The following is a 14,698-nucleotide window of genomic DNA, read 5'->3' as shown; positions in this document are numbered from 1 at the left end:
GCCGTTTCATCCTTTCCCGTCTCCGATAAAGCCTTCTTTAAGCCCTATTTCCGGCGAAAAATCGTAAGGCCGTCTCCGGGTTTTTTGCCGGAAGCCTTCCGTTCTGTGGTAAAATAGGTGGAGGGTAAGGATTTCATCTGATGGAGGGTAGCTGATGATCGATTGGAAACAGGTTGACCGCAACGCTCAGGATTGGATACGGGAGGCGGGTGAACGGATCCGCCGGGCGTTAAGCCAAGATTTCGATATTTTTACCAAATCCAATAAAAACGATTTGGTGACCAATATCGACCGGGAAACGGAACGGTTTTTCGTCAATAAAATCCGCCAAACCTATCCCGGCCATCAAATCGTGGGCGAGGAAGGATTCGGCGATGATCCGGCGGAACTCGGCGGGGTGATCTGGGTCGTCGATCCGATCGACGGCACGATGAATTTTGTCCATCAAAAACGGAATTTCGCCATATCCGTCGCCGTTTTCGAAAACGGCGCGGGAAGGCTGGCCTATATTTATGATGTGGTCCGGGATGAATTGTACCATGCGGTGAAAGGGGAGGGGGCCTATTTCAATCACCGGCCGCTGCCGAAGCTGACCGAAAGGCCGGTGGAGGAAGCCATCTTGGGCATCAACCCGACTTGGCTGGTCAAAGATTCCCCCGGCGTCAAGGAATGCATCATTCCGATGGTAAAGAAGATGAGGGGAACCCGTTCGATCGGATCCGCCGCCATCGAGATCGGTTATGTGGCGGCCGGATGGCTTGACGCCTATATCAGTCTGAAGCTTTCCCCGTGGGATTTCGCGGCGGGCATGATCATCGTGGAAGAATTGGGCGGAAAAGCCACGAAATTGACGGGGGAACCGCTGTCGATCTTGGAAAAAAGCTCCGTCTTTCTTGCGAAACCCGGTCTGCATGAAAAGCTTCTGGAAACTTTTCTGGCCACGTATCAGGGTATTTAACGGATAAAAAGCAATAAAAAAACAAGAGGATGGGCCGCGCGCCGGCCTTCCTCTCGTTTTACAATTTCCCTTCTTCTCTCCATTTTTTCTTCGTTTGAAAGCCGATTCCCATGATGAAGAAAAGGAAAACTAGAAAGAAGAAGCCCAAAGCCGCGTTCCGCAGGCTGATGGAAAACCCGATGCCCGCCATGGCGAGAACCGCCAATACGGCGTAGAAAAGGAAGATCCATTTCATATCTTTCACGGCCATTCCTTCTTTCCGTAAGATCGGCATTTCCGTTCCATTTTATTTTACAAAAGGAACGGCTTTTTTTCTACTCTCCTTTTTTGTTGTGCTATAATATTCTCGCTGATTTTTTCAGGAGGAAACGGAGAAAATGAAACTGCGTGAAGACATCCGGAATATTGCCATCATCGCCCATGTCGATCATGGAAAGACGACTTTGGTGGATCAAATGTTGAAACAGGCGGGGATGTTCCGGGCCAACGAGCAGGTCCGGGAACGGATCCTCGATTCCAACGACCTCGAACGGGAACGGGGCATAACCATATTGGCGAAAAATACCGCCGTTCAATATAAAAACGTAAAAATTAACATCCTGGACACCCCGGGCCATGCGGATTTCGGGGGCGAAGTGGAGCGGATCATGCGGCTCGTCGACGGCGTTTTGCTCGTCGTGGACGCCTTTGAAGGGTGCATGCCGCAGACCCGCTTCGTCCTTAAAAAGGCGCTGGAACAAAAGGTCACCCCGATCGTCGTCATCAATAAAATCGACCGGGAAAATGCCCGCCCGGAAGAGGTTGTCGACGAGGTGCTCGATCTGTTTATCGAGCTGGGCGCCGACGAAGATCAGCTCGATTTTCCCGTCGTTTACACGTCGGCCGTCAAAGGAACGGCCGGCTTGGATCCGCGGGAACAGGATTCTTCGCTGGAGGTTTTGTTCGAAACGATCGTCCGGACGGTGCCGGCGCCCGTCGACAACCGGGACGAACCGCTGCAAATGCAAGTGGCGCTACTGGATTATAACGATTACATCGGCCGGATCGGGATCGGAAGGATCTTCCGGGGCACGATGCGGACCGGGGAGCAGGTCGCCCTGATGAAGTTGGACGGGTCGGTGAAACATTTCCGGGTGACGAAGATGTTCGGCTTTATGGGACTGAAGCGGGTGGAGATCGAAGAGGCTTATGCCGGCGATCTCGTGGCCGTTTCCGGGATGGGGGACATTTTGGTCGGGGAGACGATCTGCCCTGTGGAGGCCCCCGATCCCCTTCCGCCCCTAAGGATCGATGAACCGACGTTAAAAATGACCTTTCTCGTGAACAACAGTCCCTTTGCCGGAAGGGAAGGAAAATTTGTCACCGCCCGGAAGATTGAGGAAAGGCTGAAATTGGAGCTGCAGACGGACGTCAGTTTGCGGGTGGAGCCCACCGATTCCCCCGACGCCTGGATCGTTTCCGGCCGCGGGGAGCTGCATCTGGCCATCCTGATCGAGACGATGCGCCGGGAAGGGTTTGAATTGCAGGTCTCCAAACCGGAAGTCATCGAAAAGGAAATCGACGGCAAGATTTGCGAACCCTTCGAAAGGGTGGTCATTGACGTGCCGGAAGAATATTCCGGCCAGGTCATCGAGTCCCTCGGCAGGCGGAAAGGAAATCTGCTGGATATGCGCCATGCCGGAAACGGCCAGGTCCGGCTCGTCTATTCCGTCCCTTCCCGGGGACTGATCGGGTATCAGAGCGAGCTGATGTCGTTGACGAGGGGCTATGCGATCTACAACCACTCCTTCGAGGAATACCGGCCGAAACTTCCCTTCGAAATCGGCCGGAGGGAGCGGGGGGTCCTTGTCGCCTTGGAGACGGGAACCGCGTCGACGTACGGGATCCTGCAGTTGGAAGACCGGGGTACGATTTTTGTCGAACCGGGGACGGAAGTATATGAAGGGATGATCGTCGGGGAGCATAACCGGGAAAACGATCTGACCGTCAACATTTGCAAAACGAAACATGCGACCAACATCCGTTCGGCGACGAAGGAACAGACGCAGATCATGAAAAAACCCCGGATTTTTACCCTGGAAGAGGCCCTTCAATATCTGGATGACGATGAATATTGCGAAGTGACCCCCAAATCCATCCGGCTGAGGAAAAAAATATTGAATAAAAGCGAGCGGGAAAAACTGACGAAAAAGCGGAAGATGTAAATGCCGGAAGAGGGCGGCCGAAAGGCCGTGCGGGAAACGGGCCCGCCTCGGCGTTTCCCCTAGGCCGGGAAGAGGTTCAGTTCCCCGCGCGCCGGAAAAATCCGGTAGGGAAGCCGGGATAAGGAGGCCTCATTCTTCTTACGGATGAAAACGTCGGATCCAAGCCCGAACCGGCCGGAAAAGATTTTTACAAATCCTTCCGCATCATGTACAATGGATTTGGCTAGGCAATGATCAAAGGGGGCATTCCGTTGGAGGATATTCAAAGCCGTCTGTCGCCGATTCCCAGACTGCTGCGGGTGGACGAGAACCCGGATTCGGGGATGTGGATTTTATATATCCTCATCGTTTTTTTATGCATCATCGCTTATAAATTGGGCTTTGCCCGGAAATTGCCGCTGTTGAAATCGGTGATCGTTTACCTGTTTCTTATCCTCGGGAGCACGATCCTTACCTTTCTGGCGATTTTCCTTCCGGTGGCGGAGGGGCTGATCGTCATCGCCCTCGTCCTTGCGGTCTACCGGTTCAGAAGATGGCGGGAAGGGGCCCGGGAAAATCCGGGCGAATAGCCGGCTTTCCAAACAAAACGCAACCGTCTCCTGTTCCATGGAGACGGTTGCGTTTTTTCCGTTTAAAACAAGAGGGAAATCTTCCGCGCCGTACCGCATTTAGGTCATTTAAAACCAGTCATCATCCTTTTTCTTCATCGGATAGGTGCGAAATTTTCCCGTGGCCAATCTTTCCTTCGTTTTTTTGCTGATTCTGTCGTGGCATTCTTGGCACATATACGTATGAATCGGACGGTTTCTCAATTTTTTCGCCAGCGGCGACTCGTCATCAATCGTTTCCATTTTATCGCACAAAATGCATTTTACGATCATCCTTTGACCTCCGTATGCTCATCCATGGAAATAGTATAGCATAAAGAAGCCGGATGCAGAGAAAAAAAGCCGGAAACAAAAGCCGCCGTCCTCCGCCTTTAGCAGATGCGGATCAAGTGCCCTTCTTGCGCCCTCCCGGTCCTCCGGCGAGGCCGCCGGTCCGTCCTTTTCATTTATTCCTGTCGGCTTCGTTCCTGACCGTTGCCCGGATTTTGCCTATCCCCGTCGTTCGGTGTTTCCTTTTCCCGTTTCGCCGGGTCCTTCGGCACCGGCTTATCCAGATCGCCGGGCACCTCCGGCATCACCCGGCCGACGATGTCCGCCAATTCCTCCATGATCCCATTGACCGGCCTGCCGTCGATAATATCCTTCCGCATTTCATCCAGCCTCGCGTTCAGGTCCGGGTCGGCGACGATAACGGCATTGGCTCCCCGGGGATCGTTTCTCAGGACTTTTGCGACCGCGTATTTGATCGTGCCGACTTCGGATCTTTCCAAATCCTTGTCCACATCAATCCCGACGACGGCAAAACGGCCCAAGACGACGGCCCTGGCATTTTTGACGCCATTGACTGCCTCTGCCAATTCCGCCAAATGATCCGCGGTTTTTACATTTTCCTCCCTGTTTTCGTTCACGGTTTCCCCCGTGTTTTCCGTCCGGTTTTTCACAGGGAAATAGCCTTGTTTCTCCGGGGCGTTATTTCCTCCCATGCAGCCGGAGGAAAGGAGCAGAAAAAGAAATGACAAGAAAAGGATGCGATTTTTCACCGGTTGTTCCCTCGCCTTCCGCCTTGTTTCTTTTATTTTGCGGAAGATGCCCGGATTTATGCATAAAAAAGCGCCCCGGGTCGCGGGGCGAGGGACGCGCTATTCGACGATGAAGCCGGTCACGTTTTTTATCGGACGGTCCCGGTTGGAACCGTCGCCGAAATAGACGTGGACCGGGCCGTCTTCCCTTAAAGGCTTTCCTTCTTTGGAAAAACCGAGGATGAATTCCATCGCTTGGTCCAGGGAGACGGTCACGTCTCCGTCTTTGGATTGGACGGTTACGGCTTTTGCCTCGGGCAGCGGTTCGGCGTTATTCAGAAAAGGCCGGAAGGGGATGCCGAAGGTTCCCGTCAAGACCTTCATCTTCTCAAATTTCCGCTCCGTCTTCAACGTCGGCGGAGAGACGGACCCTTCCTGGATCTCCCGTTCCCAATATTTGGCCGTCTTTTTCTCTTCCTCCTCTTCCTTGGAAAAGATCGGTTCGTTTTTGTCGAAATAGGTCAATAGATCGACCCGGCGATCGTCAAAGATCCATACCCCAGGATCCAGCGTGATCGTAAACTTCACTTTTCCCTTGATCTGCAAAATCATGGACAACACCCCTTTTCCGTCTGCCCCAAATGCCGGCCGCGGCTTCCCTTTGCTGAGGCGCGCCGCGGCAACGGCATGGGCGCCTAAGAGAAGTATACATGGAAAAGGGGACGAATGCACGGAAAACATAAATGGGAATGATAAAAGGGACGGGCATCCCGCCGGATACAAAGATGTCCGCATCCTGTCTCCGCCGCTTTTGTCCCGCTTCCGTCAAAGCGGAGAACTCTTTCTCGGAGGTGATCCGATGGACAGACTTTTGGCCCCCGGCGTGCTGGAGGGACTTGCGGAAAGGGCCAGACCATGGGCAAAACAAGGGAAGACGGCCGCTTACATTCCGGCCTTAAGCGGGGCGGATCCGGAAGTTTTTTCCGCGGCCTTGTTCACCGTGGACGGGTTAAGCCGGACCGCCGGGGACCGGCCGGCGGCATTCACCCTGCAGAGCGTTTCGAAGGTTTTCATGCTCGCCTATGTGCTGGAGCAGAAGGGGGAGGAAAGGCTGTTTTCCAAGGTGGGCATGGAACCGACGGGCGAACCTTTTCATTCCCTGGAAAATCTCCAGTTCGACGCCTACGCCATGCCCCCCAATCCTTTGGTCAACGCGGGGGCCCTTGCGGTCACGGGCCTTGCCGAGGGAAAAGATTTGGAGGAAAAATGGGCCCTTTTTCAGGCCTTCGTCCGGAGGCTGGCGGGAAAGGAAATCGCCTTCAACCGGGAAGTGGCCGAATCGGAGTATGAACACGCCTTTTTAAACCGTTCCTTCTGTTATTTTCTGAAACAGCACGGGATCATCGAAGGGGATGTGGAAGAATTGATCGCCCTCTATTCCCGGCAATGCGCCCTAGAAATGGATTGTCTGCTTTTGGCGAGGATCGGCGCCGTTTTTGCGGGAGGCGGACGCGATCCGGAAACCGGGAAGGGGCTCATCTCGGAAAAAACCGCCCGTATTTGCCGGGCGCTGATGGCGTCCTGCGGCATGTACAATGCCTCGGGGAAGTTCGCCGTCAAGGCCGGCGTGCCCGCCAAAAGCGGGGTGTCCGGCTGCATCATGGCCGTCATCCCCGGCAGGCTGGGCATCGGCGTCTATTCCCCGGGGCTCGATGAAAAGGGGAACAGCCTGGGCGGATGGAAATTTTTAGAGTTGCTGAACCAAGAATACCGAATCGGCATCTATTGAATCCTGCAAACCGGTCCGGCCGTCCGCCGGGCCCTTGCCTTCGGGGCGGCGGGAAGCGGTCGGGAACGCCCCGCCTTTTCCGCCGGGAGCGCACCGTCCGCGATCCGGGGGATGATGGCCGTCGTTCTTTGAGATCCCTTTGTCCCCCCTTTTTGGGTAAAACCTCCCGCAGCGGTTTTGGCTTTCTTCCGCGCACCGTCCGCTGATTCCGCCGGCTGGTCCGGCCGTGAAAAAATGTCCGGCACCGGAAAAGCCCGGCATTCCGATGACCGGCGCCCCATGAGCAAATTTTTGTCCGGAAGGGAAAAAATGGGTCAGCTAAAAAGGCCGCCATCCGGAAAAAAACGCACCCCTGCAGGAATAAACCCGGCAATCCTCCCGGCACTGCCGCCCTCGGCGGCCGGCCGCTCTGCAGGGTCCGGTTGCCGAGATTTGCGGAGATTTCCAGGCGGTTTCTTCAGATGTCCGTGACGGAGGGGCCGGTCCTTTTCCATCATTTCCGTTCCTTGCCGGCGAACGGGAAAGGTAATGCCGGTCGTGAATTTCCTTGCATTTTTCTTATATAAACTGTAGAATTTTAAGAAGAATGGTCTTGTTTTCCTGTGAGGGAGGGATAATGGTGGCGTCTCAGCTGAAAGTGGATTTTCGGGAGAGGGCGTATACGCTTTTGAAAGAAGATGCGGAAAAAATTTTTAAATTGATACAAGTTCAGTTGGATCACTTAACGATGCCCCAGTGCCCCTTATACGAAGAGGTTTTGGATACCCAAATGTTCGGGTTGTCCCGTGAAATAGATTTCGCCGTACGGCTTGGACTGATCGACGAAAAGGAAGGGAAAGAAATCCTCGGGTCGGTGGAAAGGAGCCTTACGGAACTGCGGGAGGCAACCCTGAAAAAATAACGGAAAGCCAAAGCTCAAACAGTTGTTTAACAATTGTTTGGGTTTTTTATTATAAGCTTCTTAAAAGTGCCATACTTTTTTATTTTTTTATTAAATTGTTATATACTATATTGATATTTTTTGATAAAATGTATAACATAATTAAAGGCAGGAAGGAAAATGGTCAAAAAAATCCTCAGATCCTATGATTATTCGCTCCTGTTCGTTTACCTGATCCTTTCGGTTTTCGGGCTGGTCATGGTCTACAGCTCGAGCATGGTCATCGCCGTCCAAATTTACGGGGAAGAAAGCGATTATTTTTTTCACAAACAAACAGTGAATTTTCTTCTTTCCTTTTTCGTGTTTTTGCTTTTTGCCGCGGTTCCATACAAGCTGTATAAAAGCAACAAATTTTTGGTCCCGATGGTCCTCCTGTCTTTGTTTGCCTTGTTGAGCCTCTTTTTTTTCGGGAATGTGGTCAACAACGCCCAGAGCTGGTTCATGCTCGGCACGAGAAGCATCCAGCCTTCGGAATTCGTCAAGCTGGCGGTAATCATCTATTTGGCCGCCGTCTATGCGAAAAAACAGTCGTATATCCATGATTTTAACAAGGCGGTGGCTCCGCCGCTCGTCTTTTTGATCCTGTCCTGTTTCTTGACGGCCGTGCAGCCGGACATCGGAACGGCCATCATCATCTTCTTTACCGGCGCCGTCATCATTTTTTGTTCCGGGATGGGATGGAAAAATATTTTCCGGCTCGTCATGATTTTTGCGGTATTGGCCGTCGTTTTTTCCCCGATCATTTTGGCGAAACGGGATGTCATCTTTTCCGAGGAGCGACTCGGAAGGATTTACGGATACCTCGATCCCTTCGCCTATGAACAGGGTGAAGGCCATCAGCTGGTCAACTCCTATTTGGCCATCGGCTCCGGCGGATGGAAAGGGCTCGGGCTCGGGAGAAGCATCCAAAAACTGGGCTATTTGCCGGAAGCCCATACGGACTTCATCATGGCGATCATCGCGGAAGAATTGGGGGTTTTCGGCGTCCTTTTTGTCATCGGCTCTTTGGCTTACATCGTTTTGCGGGGGATATTCATCGGGCTCCGCTGCCGGGATCCTTTCGGCAGCCTGCTTGCCTTCGGGATATCGGGGATGATCGGCATTCAGGCCTTCATCAACCTGGGCGGGGTATCCGGGCTGATCCCGATTACCGGGGTCACCCTCCCCTTCGTCAGCTACGGCGGTTCATCCCTGCTCATGCTGGGCATGGCCATGGGCATATTGATGAACGTTGCCATGTTTACCAATTATGAAAGAAAACATGCCAAAAAGCGGAAAGAACAGGGATCGCTTTTCAAGTTCAGGGAAAGGGTGTATGGGAGATGAGAAAGATCAACAAATGCCTGGTTGCCAACCGTGGGGAAATCGCCATCCGGGTCTTCCGGGCATGCACGGAATTGAACATCCGCACCGTCGCCATCTATTCGAAGGAGGATTCCCGTTCCTACCATCGGTACAAGGCGGATGAAGCCTATTTGGTCGGCGAAGGGAAAAAACCGATCGAGGCCTATCTGGATATCGAGGGGATCATCAAAATCGCCAAGGAAAATGAGATCGACGCCATTCATCCCGGCTACGGCTTCCTGTCGGAAAATATCCAATTCGCCAGGCGCTGCCGGGAAGAGGGGATTTTATTTATCGGCCCGGAACCGGAGCAGCTCGAAATCTTCGGGGACAAGGTCAAGGCCCGGAAGTATGCGGAAAAGGCCAATATTCCCGTCGTTCCCGGCAAAGAAGTGCAGACGTTGGAGGAGATCCGGGATTTTGCCCGGGACTGCGGATACCCGATCATCATCAAGGCGGCATTGGGCGGCGGCGGCCGGGGGATGCGGATCGTCAGGGACGAATCGGAGTTGAAGGACGCCTTTGAAAGGGCCAAGTCCGAAGCCAAGTCGGCCTTCGGGAGCGGCGAGGTCTATGTGGAAAAATATTTGGAGAAACCGAAGCATATTGAAGTGCAAATTCTGGCCGACCGGCACGGCAACATCGTCCATTTGTACGAAAGGGATTGTTCCGTCCAGCGCCGCCATCAAAAAATCGTGGAGATCGCGCCCGCCGTCAAGCTGTCCCCGGAGCTCCGCCGGCGGATCTGCGACAGCGCCGTCAGGCTGATGCGTTCAACGGGCTATACCAACGCGGGCACGGTGGAATTTCTCGTTTCCGGCAATGATTTTTACTTCATTGAAGTGAATCCGCGCATCCAGGTGGAACACACCATCACTGAGCTCATCACCGGCATCGACATCGTCCAGGCGCAGATCCTGATCGCCGAAGGGTACACGTTGAAAAACGAAAAAATCGGCATCCGCAGCCAAGAGGACGTGAAGCTGAACGGCTATGCCATCCAGTGCCGGATCACGACGGAAGATCCCCTGAACGGGTTTTTGCCCGACACGGGGCGGATCAACGCGTACCGGACCGGCGGCGGGTTCGGGGTGCGGATCGACACGGGGAACGCCTATCAGGGGGCGGTGATCACCCCTTATTACGACTCCCTTTTATTGAAACTTTCCACATGGGGATTGACCTTTGAAAGCGCAGTAGCGAAAATGGTCAGAAATTTACAAGAATTCCGGATAAGGGGGATCAAGACGAACATTCCTTTTTTGGAAAACGTGGTCCAGCATCCGAAATTCCTCGCCGGGGAAATCGACACCACCTTCGTGGACACGACGCCGGAGCTGTTCGAATTTGCCAAGAGGCTTGACCGCGGCAACAAAATGCTCAGCTATATCGCCAACGTGACGGTCAACGGGTTTCCGGGGATCGGGAAGGTGGAGAAGGGGGACTATCCGCCTCCCCGGGTGCCCGAGGTCGGGAAAAAGGACCTCTCCAGGCTTTCCGGTACGAAACAAATTCTGGACCGGGAAGGGCCGGAAGGCCTTGTCCGCTGGATAAAAGAGCAAAAGGAAGTGCTGATCACCGACACCACCTTCAGGGATGCCCATCAGTCCCTGTTGGCGACAAGGGTCCGGACGATAGACCTCCTCCGGGCGGCGGAACCGACCGCCGTCCTTCTCCCCGAGCTGTTTTCGCTGGAGATGTGGGGGGGCGCCACCTTCGACGTGGCCTTGCGCTTCTTGAAAGAAGATCCGTGGGAACGGCTGCAGCTGTTGAGGAAAAAGATCCCCAACATCCTTTTCCAGATGCTGTTCCGCGGTTCCAACGCGGTCGGGTACACCAATTATCCCGACAACGTCATCAAGGAATTCATCGCCTATGCCGCGGAAGCGGGCATGGACATTTTCCGCATCTTCGACAGCCTGAACTGGGTAAAGGGAATGGAAGTGGCCATTCAAGCGGTGCGGGATGCGGGCAAGGTTGCCGAAGCGGCCATCTGTTACACCGGGGACATCCTCGATCCGGCGAGGCCGAAATACGATATCCGGTATTACAAGGATCTCGCCAAGGAATTGGAGAACCTGGGCGCCCATATTTTGGCCATCAAAGATATGGCCGGGCTGTTGAAACCGGAGGCCGCCTACCGGCTCATTTCAGAGCTGAAGGAAACGGTGGACATCCCGATCCATCTCCATACCCACGATACGAGCGGAAACGGCATTTACATGTATGTCCGTGCCTGCGAAGCGGGCGTCGACATCATCGACACGGCGATCAATGCCATGTCCGGGCTGACTTCCCAGCCGAGCATCAACACCTTGATGTATGCTTTGGAAGGGTCGGATCGAAGGCCGAAACTGTCCATGGCAGCCCTGAATCAGATCTCCCATTATTGGGAAGATGTGCGGAAATATTACCGCCATTTCGAAAGCGGGATGCTCGCCCCCCATCCGGAAGTGTACGATCACGAGATGCCCGGGGGCCAATACAGCAATCTGCAGCAGCAGGCCAAGGCGGTCGGGCTCCTCGACCGTTGGGAAGAAATCCTCGATATGTATAAACGGGTCAATTTCCTTTTCGGCGACATCGTCAAGGTGACCCCTTCCTCGAAGGTCGTGGGGGATATGGCCCTGTTCATGGTGCAAAACGATTTGAACGAGGAGGACATCATCGAAAAGGCCGATTCCCTCGACTTCCCGAATTCGGTCGTCGAGTTTTTCCAAGGGTATATCGGCATTCCCCCCGGAGGCTTCCCCAAGGAGCTGCAGAAGGCGATATTGAAGGATAAAAAACCGCTTCCGAAAAGGGCGGGCGAGCTGTTGGAGCCGGTCGATTTTGAAGAAGTGAAGAAAACCCTCCGGCCCGTCCTCGACAGGGAGCCGGAAAAGCGGGATTTGCTGTCCTATGCCATGTATCCGAAGGTGTTCCTCGACTACGCCGAAAGCTTGAAGAAATTCGGCAATTTGTCCGTTTTGGACACCCAGACCTTCTTCTGCGGGATGAAGATCGGCGAAGAGATCGAGGTGGTGATCGAGAAGGGGAAAACGTTGATCGTCAAGCTTGTATCGATCGGCCAGCCCCAGAAGGACGGGACGCGGATCGTCTACTTTGAACTGAACGGCCAGCCCCGGGAAATCGTCGTGAAAGACGAAAGCGTGCAAACGGACGTAAAAGAGCGGATCAAAGCCGATCCGGCCAATGAAAGCCATATCGCCGCCATGATGCCCGGGGTCGTCTTGAAGGTTCTCGTCGACAAAAACGATAAAGTGTTCAAAGGGGATCATCTGCTGATCATCGAATCGATGAAAATGGAAACCACCGTCCAGGCGCCGTTTACGGGGACGGTGAAAGAAATCCACGCCGGAAACGGGGATTCGGTAAAACAGGGGGATTTGCTGATCGAATTGGAAAAGGAAAAATGAGGGGCCGTTTCATGGATCTGCGCCGGGTGCGGGATCGGTTTGCCGCCGGGAAAGAAAGGCCGGAAAGGCGGACTCGCGCGGTTCGCCTTTCTTGGCGCAAACAAAAGGGGCTGCAGGGAAACTTCCTGCAGCCCTTTCGGCGCGTTCAGCGGGAAAGGTTGACCGGAGGGCCGGCGTTTTTCATCTCGTTCAACCGGCTCCGGTAGACGAGCAGCAAGAAATAGGTGATCAGCCCGAAAAGGCAGGAAATGAACAGGGCGTGCATCAATGCGATGAACAGGTTCAGCTTGGTAAAGATGATCAGCGCGCCGGATAAAACTTGCAGGCTGGCCAGGAGGAAGGCGATGATCCAGCCGTAATAGATAACCGGCTTGTCCTTGTAGCGGCGGATGCCGTAAAGCATGATGGCGAAGATCCAAAGGTAGAGCAGCCCCGCCGCGAAACGGTGCCCCATTTGCACCCATTCAAAAAGGTTGCCCGGAAACTCCAGGCGGCCGCGGCAGAGCGGCCAGCCGGAACAGATCATGCTCGCTCCGGTGTGGCGGACGAGGGCGCCGGTATAGACGACGAAAAAAGCGTAAACCGAAACGGCGACGGTATTTTTTTTCATGAATCCGTCAAGGATGAGCCGGTCCGCCGCAAATTTTTTGTCAATTTCATGGATTAAAATGGCGAGCAAGAGGACGGCGGAAAAGGAGATGAGCGAAATGCCGAAATGGGCGGCCAATATGTAATCCGACTGCCCCCAGATCACCCTCGCGGCGCCGATCAGGCTTTGCAGGACAAGGAATAAGACGGAAACGACGGCCAAAAATTTGGTTTCCCGGATGTGGCCGATTTGCTTCCAGCTCCAATAGGCCAAAAGAAGGACGAGGATTCCCACGATGCCGGAAACGGCCCGGTGGGAGAACTCGATGACCAGTTGCGGCGTTATTTCGTCCGGGATCCATTTCCCTTTGCAGAGGGGCCAAGACGCCCCGCAGCCGTCGCCGGATTCGGTCTTCGTTACCAACGCCCCTCCGAGGAGGACAAGCAGCATCCCGATGGTCGTGATGTTCGCCAGCCATTTCAGCCTTGGTTGCAAAGCATTCACCCACTTAGCAAAATATTATCTTGAACTATCGTACAAAACAATTCGCCTTTATACAAGTAATAAACCTAAAAACAGCATTATTATATTAAAAAAAGTATTGAAAGTTTATGGAAACTCTGGTAGTAATATAGATGAGGAAAAGGTTTATTGAAAACATGTGCGGTTTTTGTCTTTCAACCCCTTTGTCACAAATTAGACAAAAAATATTGTTGTAAAACTTTTTGCATTTTCTTTTTTTTTGTTTAATGTATAAAGAGAAGGGTAAAAGGACTTGATCCGGGACGCGAAAGGTCCGTTTTCGGCATAGATTTGCAGGAGGAAGGGGGGGACAGGACAGATGGGCCATCCGAAAACCCTTTACGGGACGGCTCCGGCCGAAGAGAAAGGCAGGGAAAATACATTCGTGAAAGATTTTTTGGCGCTGATCAAGATCGGCATCGTCCATTCCAATTCGATCACCGCTTTCGCCGGGCTGTGGCTTGCCGTTTTTTACAACGATCCCGATTTCCATGTATTGCAGTATCTCGACAAGATCGTGTTCGCCATGATCGGGGTATGGCTCGTGATCGCCGGTTCCTGCATCATCAACAATTATCTCGACCGGGACATCGACCGCTTCATGTCAAGGACGAAACGGCGCCCCACGGTGACGGGATCCTTTTCCCCAAGGTTCATCATCGGTCTCGGACTAAGTTTTTTGGCCATTGGCACCCTTTTTCTCCTGATGGCGTCCGTCACTTCCGCCGTCCTCGGTTTGATCGGTTCGTTCATTTACATCTTTCTCTATACGATGTGGACGAAGCGGAAATACACTTTGAATACGGTCATCGGCAGTTTTTCCGGCGCGATGCCTCCGCTGATCGGCTGGGCGGCGGTCGACAGCGATTTGCATTTCGCTGCCTGGGTCTTGTTTTTGATCATGTTCATTTGGCAGCCGCCCCATTTTTTGGCCCTGGCGATGCGGAAGTCGGAGGAATACCGGAAAGCCGGCATCCCGATGCTCCCCGTCGTTTACGGGACGGCGATGACGAAAAGGCAGATCATGGTCTGGATCCTCTGCCTGCTGCCGTTGCCCTTTTATTTGCATTCTTTGGGAATCCCCTTTCTGATTTTGGCAACGATATTAAATATCGGATGGTTTGTTCTCGGACTCGTCGGATACAAAAAGGGAAACGAAAATCAGTGGGCGTCCAAGATGTTTGTGTACTCCCTGAACTATTTGACGATTCTCTTTGTTTCCATGGTGATCGCACCTCTGTTATAATGCGGGTTTGCATCCGGCAAGCCCCTTTACATATCGGGAATTAACACTATTGACACGGTG

The 14,698-nt window shown here is 53.4% G+C and carries 13 protein-coding genes; 8 read left to right on the top strand and 5 right to left on the bottom strand.

All coding sequences use genetic code 11. From position 1 onward, the window contains the following. The first annotated feature begins 154 nt into the window (after positions 1 to 154). Positions 155 to 958, top strand: a complete 804-nt coding sequence (locus A3EQ_RS0113360; RefSeq protein WP_020155676.1) for an inositol monophosphatase family protein — start codon at positions 155 to 157, stop codon at positions 956 to 958. Positions 959 to 1,016: 58 nt separating this feature from the next. On the opposite strand, the gene A3EQ_RS0113355 is transcribed toward A3EQ_RS0113360, so the two are convergent. Continuing rightward, on the bottom strand, positions 1,017 to 1,208 hold the full coding sequence (locus tag A3EQ_RS0113355) for a YlaF family protein (RefSeq protein ID WP_235597199.1): 192 nt from the start codon (positions 1,206 to 1,208) through the stop codon (positions 1,017 to 1,019). Positions 1,209 to 1,335: 127 nt separating this feature from the next. Here A3EQ_RS0113355 and typA point away from each other — a divergent pair, with 127 nt between their 5' ends. Both typA and A3EQ_RS0113340 read left to right on the top strand, forming a co-directional pair. Then, positions 1,336 to 3,162, top strand: a complete 1,827-nt coding sequence (typA, locus tag A3EQ_RS0113350; protein WP_020155674.1) for a translational GTPase TypA — start codon at positions 1,336 to 1,338, stop codon at positions 3,160 to 3,162. A 251-nt stretch (positions 3,163 to 3,413) separates the two neighbouring features. Then, the gene (locus A3EQ_RS0113340) at positions 3,414 to 3,731 is read left to right on the top strand and encodes a YlaH-like family protein (RefSeq protein WP_020155672.1); all 318 of its coding nucleotides are present in this window, start codon (positions 3,414 to 3,416) and stop codon (positions 3,729 to 3,731) included. Positions 3,732 to 3,839: 108 nt separating this feature from the next. Here A3EQ_RS0113340 and A3EQ_RS0113335 read toward each other — a convergent pair whose 3' ends face one another. The 3 genes from A3EQ_RS0113335 to A3EQ_RS0113325 form a co-directional block, all read right to left on the bottom strand. Beyond that, a complete protein-coding gene (locus A3EQ_RS0113335; RefSeq protein ID WP_020155671.1) occupies positions 3,840 to 4,043 on the bottom strand; it encodes a YlaI family protein in 204 nt (67 codons plus the stop codon). A gap of 173 nt (positions 4,044 to 4,216) precedes the next feature. Further along, positions 4,217 to 4,810 (bottom strand): YhcN/YlaJ family sporulation lipoprotein, encoded by a 594-nt coding sequence (locus tag A3EQ_RS0113330; protein ID WP_020155670.1) that lies wholly within the window; start codon positions 4,808 to 4,810, stop codon positions 4,217 to 4,219. Positions 4,811 to 4,909: 99 nt separating this feature from the next. Next, positions 4,910 to 5,401 (bottom strand): molybdopterin-binding protein, encoded by a 492-nt coding sequence (locus tag A3EQ_RS0113325; protein ID WP_020155669.1) that lies wholly within the window; start codon positions 5,399 to 5,401, stop codon positions 4,910 to 4,912. Positions 5,402 to 5,648: 247 nt separating this feature from the next. On the opposite strand from A3EQ_RS0113325, the gene glsA reads away from it, so the two are divergent. The 4 genes from glsA (at position 5,649) to pyc (ending at position 12,281) form a co-directional block, all read left to right on the top strand. Continuing rightward, a complete protein-coding gene (gene glsA, locus A3EQ_RS0113320; protein ID WP_020155668.1) occupies positions 5,649 to 6,578 on the top strand; it encodes a glutaminase A in 930 nt (309 codons plus the stop codon). Between the two features lie 616 nt (positions 6,579 to 7,194). Beyond that, positions 7,195 to 7,479, top strand: a complete 285-nt coding sequence (locus A3EQ_RS0113305) for a YlaN family protein (RefSeq protein ID WP_020155665.1) — start codon at positions 7,195 to 7,197, stop codon at positions 7,477 to 7,479. 159 nt (positions 7,480 to 7,638) lie between these two features. After that, positions 7,639 to 8,844, top strand: coding sequence for a putative lipid II flippase FtsW (gene ftsW, locus A3EQ_RS0113300; protein ID WP_020155664.1), 1,206 nt, complete (start codon positions 7,639 to 7,641; stop codon positions 8,842 to 8,844). Further along, positions 8,841 to 12,281: a pyruvate carboxylase gene (pyc, locus tag A3EQ_RS0113295; RefSeq protein ID WP_020155663.1), complete on the top strand. Its 3,441-nt coding sequence runs from the start codon at positions 8,841 to 8,843 to the stop codon at positions 12,279 to 12,281. Before ftsW ends, pyc begins: the two co-directional genes overlap by 4 nt. 145 nt (positions 12,282 to 12,426) lie before the next feature. Here the strand turns inward: pyc and A3EQ_RS0113285 are convergent, their stop codons facing one another. Next, complete coding sequence (locus tag A3EQ_RS0113285) at positions 12,427 to 13,365, bottom strand: COX15/CtaA family protein (RefSeq protein WP_020155661.1); 939 nt, start codon at positions 13,363 to 13,365, stop codon at positions 12,427 to 12,429. Positions 13,366 to 13,711: 346 nt separating this feature from the next. On the opposite strand from A3EQ_RS0113285, the gene cyoE reads away from it, so the two are divergent. Continuing rightward, positions 13,712 to 14,638 (top strand): heme o synthase, encoded by a 927-nt coding sequence (cyoE, locus tag A3EQ_RS0113280; RefSeq protein ID WP_020155660.1) that lies wholly within the window; start codon positions 13,712 to 13,714, stop codon positions 14,636 to 14,638. Positions 14,639 to 14,698 lie beyond the last annotated feature (60 nt).

Origin of the sequence: Caldibacillus debilis DSM 16016 (assembly GCF_000383875.1) — a bacterium.
GTDB lineage: Bacteria > Bacillota > Bacilli > Bacillales > Caldibacillaceae > Caldibacillus > Caldibacillus debilis.
This window is presented reverse-complemented; position numbering and strand designations above follow the sequence as displayed.